Origin of the sequence: Paenibacillus sp. NPDC056722 (assembly GCF_042790635.1) — a bacterium.
Classification (GTDB): Bacteria; Bacillota; Bacilli; order Paenibacillales; family Paenibacillaceae; genus Paenibacillus_AQ; species Paenibacillus_AQ agri.
The window spans coordinates 1-17352 of the sequence record NZ_JBHTYV010000021.1 but is presented as its reverse complement, the minus strand read 5'-3'; the positions used below and the strand labels follow the sequence as shown (position 1 = coordinate 17352).

General features: G+C 49.2%; 16 protein-coding genes and 1 other RNA gene. 16 read left to right on the top strand and 1 reads right to left on the bottom strand.

All coding sequences use genetic code 11. The features are described from left to right. Positions 1-95 precede the first annotated feature (95 nt). Together ACFRAM_RS27485 and argS are read left to right on the top strand one after the other, a co-directional pair. Positions 96-539: a YwiB family protein gene (locus ACFRAM_RS27485; protein WP_379470109.1), complete on the top strand. Its 444-nt coding sequence runs from the start codon at positions 96-98 to the stop codon at positions 537-539. After that, positions 536-2221 carry an arginine--tRNA ligase gene (argS, locus tag ACFRAM_RS27480; RefSeq protein WP_379470107.1) on the top strand — a complete coding sequence of 562 codons (1686 nt, stop codon included), beginning with the start codon at positions 536-538 and terminating at the stop codon, positions 2219-2221. The genes ACFRAM_RS27485 and argS overlap by 4 nt, the downstream gene beginning before the upstream one ends. Before the next feature lie 204 nt (positions 2222-2425). Here the strand turns inward: argS and ACFRAM_RS27475 are convergent, their stop codons facing one another. Continuing rightward, a complete protein-coding gene (locus ACFRAM_RS27475) occupies positions 2426-3613 on the bottom strand; it encodes a S8 family peptidase (protein ID WP_379470105.1) in 1188 nt (395 codons plus the stop codon). Between the two features lie 467 nt (positions 3614-4080). Between ACFRAM_RS27475 and rpoE the strand changes: the two genes are divergently transcribed. The 14 genes from rpoE (at position 4081) to ACFRAM_RS27405 (ending at position 17073) form a co-directional block, all read left to right on the top strand. Continuing rightward, entirely contained in the window at positions 4081-4644 is a 564-nt protein-coding gene (rpoE, locus tag ACFRAM_RS27470; protein ID WP_379470103.1) for a DNA-directed RNA polymerase subunit delta, read from the top strand. Between the two features lie 312 nt (positions 4645-4956). Further along, complete coding sequence (locus ACFRAM_RS27465; protein WP_379470101.1) at positions 4957-6564, top strand: CTP synthase; 1608 nt, start codon at positions 4957-4959, stop codon at positions 6562-6564. 322 nt (positions 6565-6886) lie between these two features. Beyond that, positions 6887-7273 carry a response regulator gene (locus tag ACFRAM_RS27460; RefSeq protein WP_066368165.1) on the top strand — a complete coding sequence of 129 codons (387 nt, stop codon included), beginning with the start codon at positions 6887-6889 and terminating at the stop codon, positions 7271-7273. A 210-nt stretch (positions 7274-7483) separates the two neighbouring features. Beyond that, positions 7484-8338 carry a class II fructose-1,6-bisphosphate aldolase gene (gene fba / locus ACFRAM_RS27455; RefSeq protein ID WP_066368169.1) on the top strand — a complete coding sequence of 285 codons (855 nt, stop codon included), beginning with the start codon at positions 7484-7486 and terminating at the stop codon, positions 8336-8338. A 213-nt stretch (positions 8339-8551) separates the two neighbouring features. Then, entirely contained in the window at positions 8552-9805 is a 1254-nt protein-coding gene (locus tag ACFRAM_RS27450) for a UDP-N-acetylglucosamine 1-carboxyvinyltransferase (protein ID WP_175369903.1), read from the top strand. A gap of 190 nt (positions 9806-9995) precedes the next feature. After that, positions 9996-11345, top strand: a complete 1350-nt coding sequence (gene rho / locus ACFRAM_RS27445) for a transcription termination factor Rho (RefSeq protein WP_175369902.1) — start codon at positions 9996-9998, stop codon at positions 11343-11345. 23 nt (positions 11346-11368) lie between these two features. Continuing rightward, positions 11369-12646 carry a radical SAM family protein gene (locus tag ACFRAM_RS27440; RefSeq protein ID WP_175369901.1) on the top strand — a complete coding sequence of 426 codons (1278 nt, stop codon included), beginning with the start codon at positions 11369-11371 and terminating at the stop codon, positions 12644-12646. A gap of 118 nt (positions 12647-12764) precedes the next feature. Further along, positions 12765-12962 carry a 50S ribosomal protein L31 gene (gene rpmE, locus ACFRAM_RS27435; RefSeq protein WP_066368182.1) on the top strand — a complete coding sequence of 66 codons (198 nt, stop codon included), beginning with the start codon at positions 12765-12767 and terminating at the stop codon, positions 12960-12962. A gap of 171 nt (positions 12963-13133) precedes the next feature. After that, positions 13134-13401, top strand: an RNA gene (gene ffs, locus ACFRAM_RS27430) — signal recognition particle sRNA large type. 134 nt (positions 13402-13535) lie between these two features. Then, positions 13536-15308 (top strand): DNA polymerase III subunit gamma/tau, encoded by a 1773-nt coding sequence (gene dnaX / locus ACFRAM_RS27425; RefSeq protein WP_379470097.1) that lies wholly within the window; start codon positions 13536-13538, stop codon positions 15306-15308. Between the two features lie 51 nt (positions 15309-15359). Next, the gene (locus tag ACFRAM_RS27420) at positions 15360-15671 is read left to right on the top strand and encodes a YbaB/EbfC family nucleoid-associated protein (RefSeq protein ID WP_175369899.1); all 312 of its coding nucleotides are present in this window, start codon (positions 15360-15362) and stop codon (positions 15669-15671) included. A 37-nt stretch (positions 15672-15708) separates the two neighbouring features. After that, a complete protein-coding gene (gene recR, locus ACFRAM_RS27415) occupies positions 15709-16308 on the top strand; it encodes a recombination mediator RecR (protein ID WP_175369898.1) in 600 nt (199 codons plus the stop codon). Positions 16309-16474: 166 nt separating this feature from the next. Beyond that, positions 16475-16771 (top strand): DUF2508 family protein, encoded by a 297-nt coding sequence (locus tag ACFRAM_RS27410; RefSeq protein ID WP_246316889.1) that lies wholly within the window; start codon positions 16475-16477, stop codon positions 16769-16771. Between the two features lie 35 nt (positions 16772-16806). Continuing rightward, the gene (locus tag ACFRAM_RS27405) at positions 16807-17073 is read left to right on the top strand and encodes a pro-sigmaK processing inhibitor BofA family protein (RefSeq protein WP_379470093.1); all 267 of its coding nucleotides are present in this window, start codon (positions 16807-16809) and stop codon (positions 17071-17073) included. The last annotated feature ends 279 nt before the right edge of the window (positions 17074-17352 follow it).

Sequence of the window (17352 nt, the reverse complement as noted above, 5' to 3'; positions counted from 1 at the left end):
GGAATTGAATTGCACCCTTGAACTGGATATAGTAGTACAATGGGAAAGCGAATTCGCCTTTGGTCTGCAGAGGCTTGCAGAATGGAGGAATGCAGGTGCCGGAAATTCAGAATCACAAATACGGCGTTTCAGTTACACTCGTAAGCCAGCATGAAGGTGAGCGTACTGTACTGAATACTACCGGAGAAGTTATAGCCAAGGGACAGCAGCTGTTCATCCGATATGTAGAGCCCGGGCAGGGCCCTCAAGGTGAGGAGACAGCTGTTCGTACAATGATAAAGATTGCAGGCAGCGAACTGAAGCTGATCCGCCATGGCGCGGTTGAGTCCGAGCAGAGCTTCCAAGAGGGACAGCGTTTGCCGGGCTTTTACCGCTCTCCCTATACGAACTTTAATCTGTCCACGGAGACCCGGAAGCTGGAGATTTCCCGAGACGGGCGCTCTCTGAACGTAACGTGGGAATATGATTTATACGTATACGAGGAGTTGTCAGGGCAGTTCGTACTCAGTTTGCATATACAGGAGGAACCAAAATCATGACACAGAGTCAAAATCCGCTCGAACTTATTAATGAACGGGTAAAAGAAGCCATTGCCGATGCAGTTGTTGCTGCGGGGCTGGTTGCACGTGAAGACCTTCCAGCCATCGTGCTGGAAGTGCCAAGAGACAAGGAGCACGGTGATCTGGCGACCAATGCCGCTATGCAGCTCACCAAAATTGCTAAGCGCAACCCGCGCCAAATTGCTGAGGCCATTCTAGAACACTTGGACAAGAGCGGCGCTTCCATTGAGAAGGCAGAGATTGCCGGACCAGGCTTCATTAACTTTACATTGTCCAAGCACTATCTTTATGATGTCATCACCCAGGTTGCCGCACAGGGAGACAACTACGGCCGCATTGACTTAGGACAGGGTCAAAAGGTAGAGGTTGAGTTCGTCAGCGCGAACCCTACGGGAAGTCTACACTTGGGACATGCCCGCGGCGCTGCTGTCGGCGATGCACTCTGTAATGTGCTGGATTATGCCGGTTATCAGGTAACCCGTGAGTACTATATTAATGATGCCGGAAATCAGGTTGCCAATCTTTGCAAATCTATCGAGACCCGCTACCTGCAGGAGCTGGGACAACCGGCAGAAATGCCGGAGGATGGCTATCATGGTGAAGATATCAAGGGATTTGCCAAGGAACTTGTGGCTGAGAAGGGAGATTCTCTGCTGGAGCTGACGCCGGGGGACCGTGCGGCATTCTTCCGTACCTATGGCTTGAATAAGGAATTAGATAAAATCAAACGCGATCTGGGACGTTTCCGTGTTCCATTTGATATCTGGTTTAGCGAGACCTCTCTCTATGAGAATGGAGCAGTCTTGCGTTCGCTGGACGATCTGCGTGAGCGTGGCGAGGTATACGAAGAGGAAGGCGCAACCTGGCTGCAGACGACCAAGTATGGCGACGACAAGGACCGCGTGCTGATCAAGAACGATGGTACCTATACGTATCTGACACCGGATATTGCCTACCATAACGATAAATACGGCCGCGGCTATGACAAAATGATCAACATCTGGGGTGCCGATCACCACGGTTATATTCCGCGGATGAAGGCAGCGATGTCGGCACTGGGCAATGACCCGGGGAAACTGGTTGTCCTGATTGCCCAAATGGTCAGCTTGTTCCAGAACGGCGAGAAAGTGAAAATGTCCAAGCGTACTGGTAAAGCGGTAACGATGGAGGATCTGATGGAAGAGGTTGGTATCGACGCCATCCGTTATTTCTTCACCATGCGCAGCATGGACTCTCATCTGGACTTCGATATGGACCTGGCGATCTCTACATCCAACGAGAACCCGGTATTCTATGTACAGTATGCTCATGCGCGGATTTGCAGCATCTTCCGTCAAGCTGAGGAACAAGGAATCGCACTGCCGGATTATGCCGAACTTGATTTCAGCAAGCTGAGTGCCCCTCACGAATATGACTTGCTACGCAAAATTGGTGAGCTGCCGGCTGAGATTGCTTCTGCAGCGGATGCTTACGCGCCGCATCGCCTGGTGCGTTATGTCTATGATCTGGCGGCGCTCTTCCACAGCTATTACAAGGCTGAGCGTGTCATTACCGAAGATTCGGCCCAAACATTGGCCCGTCTTGCTCTGCTTGGAGCAACGCGTACCACTATTGCCAATGTATTGCGTCTTCTAGCGGTATCCGCTCCGGACCGCATGTAATTCGTCCATCCTCAAGCCCCCGCCTGAACGGGGCAAGGGATGGTCAGCACACCGCCTCCAGCGATTTTTGGAGGCGGTGTGCTTGTGTCTACACAAAGAAGAGAAGTGCACATAGTTAGCTTCATGTGCTTTGCAGACGGCCGCCATCCTTGGTTACAGGATGGCGGCCGTTTTGAGCCAGTGACGCTGCGCCACTGGCTCTTGTCAATCCGCGCGCCGGCTGGCGGCATTCGCGGATGGGCCCCGCTTGGCCCTGATGCCTGCGCGTAGCAGGCGAAGGGCATCGGCAGCGCCGCCGCCAAGGGAGGCTCTGCGCTGCCCTTTACGCAGCCGCACCGGGCAAGCGGTGCGGCGCAGCAGGAGCTTCAGCTCCCGGGGGGTGAGCCCTGGCCGGAGAGCGAGCAGCAGAGCAGCGGCTCCCGTCACATGTGACGTCGCCATGGATGTGCCGCTCATTTCCTTGTAGCCCTCCTTCAGCCAGCAGGAGGGCACGCTTTCGCCGGGTCCGTATACATCGATGTACGACCCGCGGTTGCTGAAGCTGGCGACCCGGCGCTTTTTATCTATGGCGCCTACGGCGATGGTCTCCGGATAGCGCGCCGGATAATCCCCGCCGCGTTTGCCATCATTGCCTGAGGAAGCGACAATGGCAATGCCAGCGCGGTAGGCCTTCATGACGACATTATGAAGCGCCTTGCTTCGTGTCTTCATACCGAAGCTCATATTAATGATGTCGATCCGGTTCTGGACGCACCAGTCAATCCCCAGCACAATGTCGGACACATAAGCAGAGCCGTTGTGGTCAAAAGCTTTGACGGGATAGAGAATGGCTCTTGGTGCAACTCCCATCATGCCGCGTGTGCCGCCAGCGGCGGCCAGTGTACCGGCGATATGGGTGCCGTGGCCATTGTCATCCAGTGGTAGCATCCCCCGCCGCAGCAGATTGACACCTGTTGCTAGCGAATGGCGCAGATCAGGGTGACGGTAGTCGGCACCTGTATCAATAACGCCTACCTTAACTTGCACACCGGTTGACTTCGACCAGGCCTGGGGGGCATGAATCGCTTTCACTCCCCAGGGCATCACGGCGGTCCCGGTTTTTTCACTGGGCAGCGCATGGAGCTGTATGCGGTAATCGTCTTCCACGCTCAGCGTGTCTGAAAATTTATGCACCAGCTTTGCCGCGCCTGCGGCAGGCACAAAAAAAGCGCGGATCAGCGGAGAGACCTGCACCTGCCGCAGTCTCGTTTTTTTCGTACGTAGGGTCTTCCACTGGGATAAGGCTCCGGCGTAATGGCGGGCATCATAAAAGGTAACTATACGCCGTTCGTCATTCTTGGGGGCAGCCGATATCTCATCAAGCAGTATCTGCCAAAATCCGTAATAGTCCATGTGTTTTGCCGTCCCCTCCTCGGTGCCGTACTGAAATATTGTATGAGCGGAGGAGGGTAGCCGAATGGGAACTTGCCCTTTTTTAAGGAAATGGGCTGCCCATCGTGTCAAAAGACGGCGCTTCACATAAAATAAACAGAAGAGATTTAACACTCTCTTTGCAACATCCCGTAAGGAGCCATTCCTTGGCGTGGATACAGTCATGCGCGGAGGAGTTTCCTCCGCCTTTTTTAGAGAGGCCTTACACCTGTACGAACCGGCTTAGTCATTCATAAAAGTACATATTGATCGTTACCTGCGAAAAAAACGTTTCCCTGTCGGAAAATGCCGGCGGTTTTTTTGCGTCTGAAGCTTGTCCCTTTTGACTTGCATTTTGTTGCTAAATAGGTTTTACTTAGGTTTGTTACTGGATATTATTGAATTAAAGCCGTGAATAGTGAACAATGCGTGAGAGGAAGTGTCCTTTAATGAGTACGCCACTCAATTTAAAGCTGGACCCCGAGAAAGTAAAAGAAATGCCGATGGTGGACCTGGCTTTCCTAGTGCTGAAGGCGGCTAATACGCCGTTTTATTACCGTGACCTGATGGTCGAGGTGGCCAAGCTGCGCGGGATGACCGAAGAACAAACCAACGATACTATTGCCCAGTTATATACTGAGATTAACATCGACGGACGTTTTGCCTGTGTAGGAACGAACCTGTGGGGGTTGAAACGCTGGTATCCGCTGGAGCGCTCCGATGATCCAGTCGGTAATTCCAAACGTCCACGTATCATCAACGACGAGGATGACGATTTGGAAGACGATGATTTCACCGAGGAAGATGATAACTACGCATCCGAAGAAGAGGATTTCGACGCTATCGACGAAGATCGCGACGACCTCTATTCCGACGACGACAGCGAAGAAGAAGTTGACGACGATGTGGTTATTGACGAAGAAGACATCGACGAAGATGACGTGGACGATGAAGACTCCGACGCGGAAAGTGAAGAAGATTTGGACGATGAAGACGAGGAAGATAAATATTAATCCCGTTCTTTGAGGTAGTACAATTCTGCCCTTGACAGTGGAGAACCGTCAGAGTAAACTATTGCATGGGCTTATGATGAAAGTTAATATGTGTTTTCTAAAATAAAAAGTGCCCCGGTGCTACGGGTGTCACTTTTTTGTTTTTTTAGATGCCAAGGAGCCGGAATTTCCGCGATTTTAAAGGGGCGGAGGAAGGTCTTTTGTGCCGGCTAAAGTAACTTTTGATTTCCCCCGTTTGACGATAGAAAAACGGGTTACGATAAACATCATGCGTCGCCTGAATTTCTGGACTTTATTTAGGAGGGTTTTACAGTGACAAAGTATATTTTTGTAACGGGTGGGGTTGTGTCTTCCCTTGGCAAAGGCATTACCGCTGCTTCGCTGGGTAGGCTGCTTAAGAACAGAGGTCTAAAGGTGACGATTCAGAAATTTGATCCGTATCTTAATGTGGACCCTGGAACAATGAGTCCTTATCAGCACGGTGAAGTATTCGTGACAGACGATGGCGCGGAAACGGACCTTGACCTTGGACACTATGAACGGTTTATTGACATTAACCTGTCTAAGAACAGCAATGTAACGACAGGTAAAGTGTACTCCTCGGTAATCAGTAAGGAGCGCCGTGGTGAGTACCTGGGCGGAACAGTTCAAGTTATTCCGCATATTACGAACGAAATCAAGGAGCGTGTCTTCCGTGCAGGCCGTGAAGCCGGTTCCGATGTCGTAATTACGGAGATCGGCGGTACAGTGGGCGATATCGAGAGCCTTCCGTTCCTGGAAGCGATTCGTCAGATCAAGAGCGATATCGGCCGCGAGAACGTAATGTACATTCACGTAACCCTGATTCCTTATATCAAGGCAGCGGGTGAAGTGAAGACCAAACCGACCCAGCATAGTGTAAAAGAGCTGCGCAGCATCGGAATTCAGCCGAATGTGATTGTATGCCGTACGGAGCATGAGCTGTCTTCGGACATGAAGGCGAAGATTGCCCTGTTCTGTGATATCGACGCCAATGCCGTAGTGGAATGCCGCGATGCCTCCACGCTGTATGAAGTTCCGCTTAATTTGCGCGACGAGGGATTGGACGAGATCGTAGTTAACCATTTGAAGCTGACCACGCCTGCACCGGATATGCGGGAATGGGAAGGCATGCTGGACCGGATCAACAAACTGGAGCATACCGTTGAAATTGCCATTGTCGGCAAGTACGTTGCTCTGCACGATGCTTATTTGAGTGTGGTTGAATCCCTTTCGCATGCAGGCTTTGCATCCAACGCAGAAGTTAAGCTTCGCTGGGTAGATGCGGAATTGGTTACCGATGAGAACGTGGACGAGCAGTTGCGCGGTGTAGGCGGCATTCTCGTTCCAGGCGGCTTCGGCGATCGTGGTATTGAAGGTAAAATCTCTGCTATCCGTTATGCACGGGAAAAACAAATTCCATTCTTCGGTATCTGCTTGGGTATGCAGGTGTCTGTCATTGAATACGGACGTTCCGTATTGGGTCTGGAAGGAGCGAACAGCTCAGAGATTGATCCGTCTACGAATCATCCTCTGATTGATCTGCTTCCTGAACAGAAAGATATCGAAGATATGGGCGGTACAATGCGTCTTGGTCTTTATCCTTGTAAGCTTTTGCCGGGTTCCCTGGCGATGTCTTGCTACGATGATGAGCTTGTGTACGAGCGTCACCGTCACCGGTATGAGTTCAACAATGCTTACCGTGATGAGATTGAAAAAGCGGGTCTGGTGATTTCTGGTACATCCCCAGACGGACGTCTGGTAGAAATCGTGGAGCTTCCGGGTCATCCTTGGTTCCTTTCGGTACAATTCCATCCGGAGTTCATTTCCCGTCCGAACCGTCCGCAACCACTGTTCCGCGAGTTCGTCAAAGCTTCACTTACTCACTACAGTGCTCAATAAATAGTATATATAGCACCATAAAGGTGTTCGTGAGAGCCTCCATTTGGAGGCTCTTTTTCTTATGCTAGGTCCTATCTGACCTCAAGAATAATTTCAATTTTAATGTAAGTTGACATTTTGGTATTTTTAACATTTCCTATCAAGAAAAGTCGATCCGGACGATACATTTTATGGCATACATTTACGCATTTTATCCAATTAGCAGGATTTTGAATCTACACCACGAATTATAGGTTTCGTATGGACTAAGTTACAAAGGGGCCGTTAGCTGTGGAGAGCGCGGTATGGTCAATCTGCCTTAAATTCTGGGAGGGTATTGATAATGGAGAAAAATAAAGTGTTAATTGTCGACGATCAGAACGGGATCAGGATTCTTCTCATGGAAGTGTTCAACAGCGAGGGTTACACCACATTTCAGGCGGCTAACGGTAAACTTGCACTGGAAATTGTTCGTACCGAATCCCCAGACTTGGTCTTGCTCGATATGAAAATCCCGGGAATGGATGGGCTTGAAATTCTCAAGCATCTGAAGGAGATCAATCCGGAGATCAAGGTGATCATGATGACTGCGTACGGAGAGCTGGACATGATTAAAGAAGCAACGAAATTGGGCGCGCTTATGCACTTTACCAAACCTTTCGACATTGACGAGATGCGTGTGGCGGTAAATATGCATCTTCGCAATAAATCGGTCGATCAGTGCAGCTGAAGTAAGGATTCTGCTAAATGGCAGAATCCTTTTTTCGGAGGGGAAAACTTGGAAAAGGGCAGATAACAACAGGGGTGGATAAATATCGTCCCACCGGGACATTTTTTTGCTAGTGCTATTTAGTATTTGACACTGGATGTGCTATAATAAGCCTGTATGTGATAAACGGTTCTATAAATTATAGCGAAAACATCTTTAGGAGGATGAACCATGCCATTAGTATCAATGACAGACATGTTGAACAAAGCACTTGAAGGAAAGTACGCAGTAGGTCAGTACAACATCAATAACCTTGAATGGACTCAAGCTATTTTGGGTGCAGCCGAAGAAGAGAAATCTCCGGTAATTCTTGGTGTATCCGAAGGCGCAGCCCGTCACATGGGCGGTTTCACCACTGTTGTTAAGATGGTGGAAGGACTTATCCACGACCTGAAAATCACTGTTCCTGTAGCGATTCACCTGGACCACGGTTCCAGCTTTGATAAATGTAAAGAAGCCATCGATGCTGGCTTTACTTCCGTAATGATCGACGGATCTCACCACCCAATCGATGAGAACATTGAAATGACTAAGAAAGTCGTTGAATATGCTCACGCTAAAGGTGTTTCTGTAGAAGCTGAAGTAGGTACTGTAGGCGGACAAGAAGACGATGTTATCGGCGGCATTCAATATGCTGATCTTAACGAGTGCGTACGCATTGTTAAAGAAACTGGCATCGACACTTTGGCTCCAGCACTTGGTTCCGTACACGGTCCTTACCATGGCGAGCCTAACCTCGGATTCAAAGAAATGGAAGAAATCCGCGACGCTGTTAAATTGCCACTCGTTCTGCATGGCGGTACTGGTATCCCTGTACATGACATCGACAAAGCGATCTCCCTGGGTACTTCCAAGATCAACGTGAACACTGAGAACCAAATCGCATTTGCTAAAGTAGTTCGCGAAGTTTTGGCTGCTAAACCTGATGCTTACGACCCACGTACATTCATCGTACCAGGCCGCGATGCTATCAAACAAACCGTTATCGGTAAAATCCGTGAGTTCGGTTCCAACAACAAAGCGTAAGATCTGTTTTCTTAAGTTTTGAAGGACATTAGTCCATGAAGTTTTGAATAAGCATATCGGACAGGTTATACTGTCCTTTTCAGTTGAATATGATGATGTGGAGAGTACACCGCATAGCCGGTGTCTTTCCATTTTCATCGCCTTTATCATCAGAAAAGCCACAGCACGTATTGTCGATCAACCGCAATACACGTAGGGGGAACCTGTTAATTTATGGAAAAATTAATGATTGGCGGTGGACGTCCGCTGCAAGGTGTTGTTACAATCAGCGGAGCCAAGAACAGCGCGATTGCGCTTATTCCTGCGGCGATTTTAGCCGAATCTGAAGTTGTGCTGGATAATCTACCGTCCCTTAGCGATGTTGCAGTTTACTCCGAAATACTGGAAGAGCTTGGCGCAAGTGTATCCTGGTCAGGCAACCAAATGAGAATTGACCCCTCCCGTATTGTGTCCATCCCTATGCCTAATGGGCCTGTCAAGAAATTGCGGGCGTCTTACTATATGATGGGAGCGCTCCTTGGAAGATTCAAGGAAGCGACAATAGGGCTTCCCGGCGGCTGTAATTTTGAGCCCCGTCCGATTGACCAGCACATCAAGGGATTTGAAGCGCTGGGCGCAACAGTGACTAATGAACACGGCTCTATCCACCTGTATGCCAAGGAATTACGCGGGGCCAAGATTTATCTGGATGTATCCAGTGTCGGGGCCACGATTAATATCATGTTGGCGGCTTCAAGAGCCAAAGGCTCTACTATTATTGAAAATGCGGCTAAAGAGCCTGAGATTATAGATGTAGCTACACTCCTTAATTCAATGGGCGCCATTATTAAAGGTGCCGGTACGGAAACCATCCGGATCGAAGGCGTTACGGAAATGCACGGCTGCCGTCACTCCATTATTCCTGACCGGATTCAAGCTGGAACATATATGATTGCTGCAGCGGCAACGCGCGGCAACGTCCTTATAGATAACGTCATCCCTAAGCATCTTGAGGCTTTAACCGCCAAGCTGCTGGAGATGGGCGTAGATATTGAAGAGCTTGATGAGAGCATTCGTGTAATTGGCAGAGCCAAGTATGAGCATGCAGATGTCAAAGCGCTGATTTACCCGGGCTTTGCCACCGATCTGCAGTCCCCAATGACCAGCATGTTGACTCAGGCTGAAGGTGTTAGTGTGCTGAGTGATTTTGTTTACAGCAATCGCTTCAAGCATGTGCCGGAACTGGTTCGTATGGGGGCCAAGATTCGTGTCGAGGGTCGTTCGGCAATCGTGGAAGGCAGCAAGCTTAATGCAGCCAAAGTCAAAGCGGCTGATCTGCGGGCTGGTGCGGCGCTTGTTATCGCCGGCCTTACAGTAGAGGAAGGCATCACCGAAGTAACGGGCGTGGAGTATATTGATCGTGGCTACGATCATTTGGTGACAAATCTCCGTAATCTGGGGGCTGACGTTTGGCGCGAGAACGAATAGAATGAATTTATAGGGTTTCCCGCTAACTGGAAGGAGTTTATTTTGCAAGAAGACTGCATATCTCCTTCCAATTCGGGTAATCCTATTCTAATGAGGATTTTGCCGGACTCTTATTTTTTGTTGATATAGTTCAGTGTACATAGAGCTATATTCACGGACTCATTATAAAAATTGAATAGGTGGTTATTACATGGATCTTCAAATTTCCGATCTGGAAGAAATGAAGCTGACCGACTTGTACAAGCTGGCCAAGAAATACCAGATTCCTTACTACGGGCAGATGAAGAAACGGGAGCTGATCTTTGCCATCCTTCGGGCGCAGGCGGAGCAAAGCGGGCTCATGTTTATGGAAGGTGTACTGGAGATTCTGCCGGAAGGCTACGGATTCCTAAGGCCGATCAACTACTTGCCAAGTGCGGAGGATATTTATATCTCAGCCTCCCAGATTCGCAAGTTTGATCTTCGAAGCGGAGACCTGGTATCGGGGAAATGTCGGACCCCCAAAGAAAATGAACGTTATTTTGGATTGCTTCAGGTCAATGCCGTTAATGGCGAGAACCCTGCCAGCGCAGCGGAACGCCTGCATTTCCCGGCGTTAACACCTCTTTATCCGCAAGACAAGCTGCCGCTTGAAACATCCCCTACTCATTTATCTACCCGAATAATGGATTTGCTCGCTCCTGTAGGTCTGGGGCAACGCGGTTTGATTGTAGCGCCTCCTAAAGCAGGGAAGACGCTCCTCCTAAAAGAAATTGCCAACAGCATTTCCACTAATAATCCTGAGATAGAACTGTTTGTGCTTCTGATCGATGAACGTCCCGAGGAAGTAACCGATATGCAGCGCTCTGTGAAGGGTGAAGTTGTGGCCTCGACTTTTGACGAATTGCCGGAGAATCATATCAAAGTAGCTGAGCTCGTGCTTCAACGTGCGCTTCGTTTGGTCGAGCACAAGAAAGATGTTGTTATTCTGCTGGACAGTATTACGCGACTCGCGCGTGCATACAACCTTGTTGTACCTCCATCTGGACGGACGCTGAGCGGAGGGATTGATCCTGCTGCTTTCCATCGCCCTAAACGGTTTTTCGGATCGGCGCGTAATGTGGAAGAAGGCGGTAGTCTGACGATTCTGGCTACAGCATTGATCGATACAGGTTCACGTATGGATGACATTATTTATGAAGAGTTTAAAGGTACAGGTAATATGGAGCTGCATCTGGATCGTAAGCTTGCGGAACGACGTATTTTCCCTGCGATCGATATTCGTCGTTCAGGTACGCGCCGTGAAGAGGTATTGCTGAGTAAGGAAGAACTGGATACCATTTGGGCTATCCGTAAAAATATGAATGAGTCCTATGATTTTGTGGAAGGCTTCCTCAAAAAGCTGCGTGACAGCAAGACGAATGCCGAGTTCCTGGCATCATTTGATGTTGCAGGTAAAGAGTCTGCCAGTGGCACGGCCAGCAGTGGCGGTACATCGAACAGCGGAGCATCTGCACGCCGCACGACCCGCTCGAAGGCACCCACCGTATCCACAACCTAGAACGAGAATAAGAGGAGACTAACATGTATTTGGTATATGCCGATGAGAAAGGTAACGTATATGATCATCCCGAGCTGTATGGGCTAGCCCGCAGCGGGGATATGATTGTCGAAATGCTGGAGGAAGAGCTAATTCCACTGCCTGAGGGTGCTACGCTGGTTGGTCTGCCTAACACACGGGCAGTGGGCATGAATCCGGCAACCGGTGAAATGCTGCCGCTGCCCGAAGGTTCTCAAGCGGTTGGGGCATTGATGCCGCAAGGTTATACACGGTTATGCCTTCCCGGCTATGTCAAGACAGATAAGTCTTACAAGCTGCCCCTGTTCGGTTATTCGGCAGTGGTATGGAAGGACGGGCGCTTCTATGTAGGCGCAGAGCTTACAGATGATCCTGAACAGTGGAACCCGCTTAACTGTGATCGGGATCTTGTCAAGAAAGGTGTAGGCGATCTGACGGCTAAGTATCCAGAGAACCGTCTCTTTGGACATTTGTCCAATTGTGCACTTGGTTATGAATGCTTAACCTCCTCCAACACCTTCCTGGGTCGTTGGGAGGGCGCTGTACCTGTCTCCTATTCTTGCAATGCAGGCTGCTTCGGCTGTATCTCCGAGCAACCGGATGACAGTGGCTTTGTCTCTCCACAGACGCGGATGAACTTCCGCCCGCGTGTAGACGAACTGGTAGAAGTGATGTTGGAGCACCTGAAGACGCCAGAGTCCATAGTTAGTTTTGGACAAGGTTGTGAAGGTGAGCCGTCGACACAAGCTAAGATTATTATCGAAGCTATGCGAGAAGTGCGTGCTACTACCGATATGGGTTACATTAATATCAATACGAATGCGGGCTTAAGCGACCATATCCGCGGAATCGTTGATGCTGGGCTTGATCTGATGCGTGTCAGCACCATCAGTGCGTTGGATGATCACTACAATGCCTACTACAAGCCGCGGGGTTATACTTTAGCCAATGTTGAGAAATCTCTGAAATATGCGGCATCCCAGGGCGTGTACACGTCGATCAACTATCTGATCTTCCCTGGTGTGACCGATCGTGAAGAAGAGATCGAAGCCATGGTGGAATTCGTGCGACGCACCGATCTCAAGTTGATCCAGATGCGGAATCTGAATATTGACCCGGAGAGTTATCTGGAATTGATCCCTCCAGCTCAAGGGGAGATCCTCGGTATGAAGACGATGTTAGACATTTTCCGGGAAGAACTTCCCGGTGTGGTTATCGGCTCATTTACCCATGTGCCGCCTGCTAATTTGACCCGTGCCAAGTCTGGTCGGATACACGTTTAGCATTGGAAATGTAAATTTGAAACATATTGCCCATTTGCATGTTTCGTGCTAAACTATGCTCATGTGTCTATTAACTCTGAGTCCGCATGAGGCTTAGGGCAAGAGAGGTGAAATTCAAATGCAAGAAGCAATTCAACCAAAGTACAACATTACTAAGGTAACCTGCGCATGTGGCAACACTTTCGAATCCGGTTCTGTTAAACAAGAGCTGCGCGTCGAAATTTGCTCCAACTGCCACCCGTTCTTCACTGGCAAGCAGAAGTTCCTGGATGCCGGCGGTCGCGTTGATAGATTTAAGAAGAAATACGGTATCTAATTCAATTAGCCCGTTTGCGGCATAATTATTAGATCTAGCCCCCGGCTTAATGCCGGGGGTTTTTCATTGCTCCAAATTATTGGGCGTTATTATTCCTGTAAAGCATGTGATGGGGAGCTGTTAATTCTCCGAGGTTGATTTTTGTCCGAGCGTAGGATATACTTAACTTCGCCGTGCTAGACGGGGAGGTAGCGGTGCCCTGTAACTCGCAATCCGCTGTAGCGAGGTTGAATTCCTGTTAGAGGTGCTGTCGATGTGAGGCCTTGGTCCCTATGGGCTGTGTTGACGGTTGGGTCCTCCGCAATGAGTGCTTGTGAACCTGGTCAGGTCCGGAAGGAAGCAGCCATAAGCAAGTTTGCTCTTGTGCCGGAGGGTGGCCTAGCCCGAGCAGTCAGTAGGGTTGCCGCTTGGATCGCAGCCATCAATAACAGGTGCACGGTTTATATGAATAAATGACAGCATCTTTGCGATAAGCGAGGATGCTTTTTGTTTTTGGTCAAAGTCTGGAGAATATAGTATAATGAGTTAGCGACAAATGCCAGGAAAGTGGCACTTGAGAGAGGGTAATGCATAGTGGAACATATCGCGCTGTACCGTGCTTGGCGGCCGCAGTCGTTTCAGGACATGGTAGGACAACAGCACATTATCCAAACGCTGCAGAATGCTATACGGGAAGACAGGGTCTCACATGCCTATCTGTTCAGCGGTCCGCGGGGGACTGGTAAGACCAGTGCTGCCAAGGTGCTGGCCAAGGCGGTCAACTGTGAGCGCGGCCAGGGGCCGGAGCCTTGCAACGAGTGTCCATCCTGCCTGCGGATTACTGCTGGCAATGTCATGGATGTGCAGGAGATTGATGCGGCGTCCAACCGGGGTGTAGAAGAGATTCGTGACCTGCGGGATAAGGTGAAGTACGCGCCTACCGAAGTGCGTCGTAAAGTGTATATTATTGATGAAGTGCATATGCTGACAACAGAAGCGTTCAATGCGCTGCTGAAGACGCTGGAAGAGCCACCGCCCCATGTAATGTTCATACTGGCGACGACAGAGCCTCATAAGCTGCCGGCAACGATTATTTCCCGTTGTCAGCGGTTTGATTTCCGCCGGGTATCATTAGAGGAGCAGACGGGTCATCTGAAGCAAATCTGTGAGAAGGAAGGCATCTCCGCAGATGATGACGCTCTGCAGTACATCGCACGTCTCTCTGATGGGGGGATGCGTGACGCGCTTAGTATTCTCGATCAGATATCTTCCTTTACAGAGGGCCAGGTTACCTACCAGCAAGTGCTTGGAATGACTGGGGGAATACCTTCGGAACAGTTCGCCCGTCTGGCCAGAGCGATTTTGGAAGGCGATATGGGACTTCTTCTGGAGCTTGTTGAGCAGCTTATGCATGAGGGCAAAAGTGCCGATAAATGCCTCGAAAATTTATTGTATTACTTCCGGGACCTGCTTATGATTAAAATGGTTCCGAATGCCGATCACTTAACCGACCGTGTCCTGAACCCAGCGGATTTTAAGGATATGGCAACCGCCTTCAGCCGTGAGCAGCTGTTCGGAATTGTGGAGACGCTTAATCGTTATCTGGGTGAGATGAAATATGCTACCCATCCACAGACACTGTTCGAAGTAGCGCTAATGAAGCTTTGTAGCTTGCAGGAAAGTGCCTCGGTTCCGGCTGATGCGGTCATTTCTTCTGGCGCCTTCCAAGGAGCTGCTGCAGGAGGAGCTGCCGCTTCTGACCCTGGTGAGCTGGGCGTGCTTAAGAAACAGATCGCCACACTGGAGAAGAAGTTGGAACAGGCCTTGCAGTCAGGTGGTATTTCCGGAGGGCGCGAGGGTGCACAGGCTAGACCTGCCTCTGTGCCTAGTGCTGCTCCGCGGATCAGCACGGCTTCCAAGATGCCGCCACAGGTGGATAAATTCATCGCCGGTAAGGACAGTGCTGACTTTGCGTCTATTTATAAACAGTGGAGCCTAGTGCTGCAAGGTGTGAAGGAAGAGAAAATCACCGTCCATGCCTGGTTTGTGGATGGAGAGCCTGTATCGGTTATGCAAGACGCAGTTCTGGTTGCTTTCAAGAACACCATACACCGGGATACTACTGAGAAGCCGGCTAACCGGCAGGTGATTGAGGGTGTTCTGGCTGCCCGTCTGGGCAAGCCGTACCGTCTTGTAACCATCATGCTTCGCGATTGGAATGAGGCTTCTATGAAGTCTGCCGAACAGCCTGGCAAGGAAGAATTGCGCCTGGAGCATGAACACGAGGCAGGAGCAGCAAAACAAGAACCTTGGATTGATGAGGCGATCCAGCTTTTTGGAGAAGACCTTGTTGTCATAAAAGAATAATGCTTTCAGCAGATTAGCGCCAAACGGCGCATTCCAAAGGAGAGATCGATTATGAACAATATGAACCAAATGATGAAACAAGTTAAAAAAATGCAGGAGCAAATGCTCAAAGCTCAAGAAGAGCTTGGCAGCAAAACAGTTGAAGGTTCATCTGGTGGTGGCGTAGTTACCGTACAAGTGAACGGACACAAGAAACTACTGTCCATTCAGATTAAACCGGAAGCAGTGGATCCGGATGATGTGGAAATGTTGCAGGATCTTGTGATCACTGCTGTGAATGATGCGTTGACACAAGCTGAAGATTTGGCAAACAACGATATGGGTAAATTTACTGGCGGAATGAAGATTCCTGGTTTGTTCTAGACCATTACTCCATTTAGCCTAAAGGAGAAACATTACTTTGCATTATCCCGAACCGCTAGCTAAGCTGATCGATGCTTTTACGCGTTTGCCGGGGGTTGGTCCGAAGACGGCCGCTCGTCTTGCGTTTCATGTGCTGAATATGAAAGAGGATGAAGTCATTGATTTTGCTAAAGCGCTGGTAAGCGTCAAACGCAATCTTCACTATTGCTCGGTGTGCTGTAACATTACCGATACTGACCCGTGCCGGATCTGTCAGGATAAGACGCGTGATGCGTCTGTAATCTGCGTGATTCAGGATGCCAAGGATTTAGTTGCCATTGAGCGTACTAAGGAATTTAATGGTTATTACCACGTCCTCCAGGGAGCGATCTCGCCAATGGAAGGTATTGGACCGGATGATATCCGTCTGAAGGAGCTTTTGGTAAGACTCGGCGACGAGCGGGTGAAGGAATTGATTATGGCGACAAATCCCAATATTGAAGGGGAGGCGACAGCTATGTATATTTCGCGGCTAACGCGCCCTTTTGATATTAAAATCACTAGAATAGCCCACGGCTTGCCTGTAGGTGGCGATCTGGAGTACGCAGACGAGGTCACACTGTCTAAGGCCTTAGAAGGCCGTCGTGAGCTGTTTTAGATCGTAAGGTGCTTTAGAGTATGTAGAGAAGTCCCAAGGAAGCTAAGGGGCTTCTTTTTTTGCGTTCAGAGCTAATCAGGGGTGTCCTGTTATAAGAAGTTATAGATTTGTGGTAGTTTTTTAGTTCTAAGTTTGTCCCGTTCCCTATATGAATGAGAATGAACGAATGAGCGGTAGCGTTCTTGTTGTTCACACTTATTCGGAAGGGGAGCTGAGCATGGGCTGGTGGGGTGCATGGCGGGGGAACGCTGAGAAGGAACGGGAGTATGATGAAGGTTGGAACACGTTTATAGAAGTTCGCAAGGCGCAAATGGAATGGGAACGAGCCTACCTGATGTTCGATGAAGCGCTGGGCCAGGATCAGATAGATTACGCTATTTATATCTTAGAAGCGGCGGAACGTAAATATCAGATTCATCTAAAGCATGCCAAGAGTTTGGGGCTTAACTGGAAACAACTATAAAGAAATGGAACAGAGTTGATAAAGGAGGAGAGACATTGTTGAGATTAGTGGCTATTGGAGTATTGAGCATATCCGTTCTTCTATTGTTTCTGATTGCATTTCGCAAAAAACTGGGTTTCAGCTGGTTAAGTTTATTCGGAACTCATTTAATCCTGGCAGCGCTGGGTATTTACTTAGTGAACTTCTCAGGCGTTATAACAGATGCGCATATTCCCCTTAACCCGGCAACTATAGGCGCAGTAACGGTTTTAGGGCTGCCTGGAGTACTGATGTTATTGGGTTTGAAAATAACTTTGTTTTAAGGGTTGACGCAGTACCGGTTAATATGGTACATTAATTCTCGGCCCTTGAAGCAAGACATCTTCGAATGACTTGATGAAAAGGAAGCGAAAAAAAGAAATTAAAAAAACGCTTGACAGAAAAACGGTCGCCATGATATATTATAAAGGTCGCTGCTGAGACATTGAGCGGCGGACAAGCAAGACATTGATCTTTGAAAACTGAACAACGAGTGAGTATCGAATTCACGAAAGTGAATTCAAAAATGAGAATTTTTAATTCTCGTCAGATGTTTCAAAATG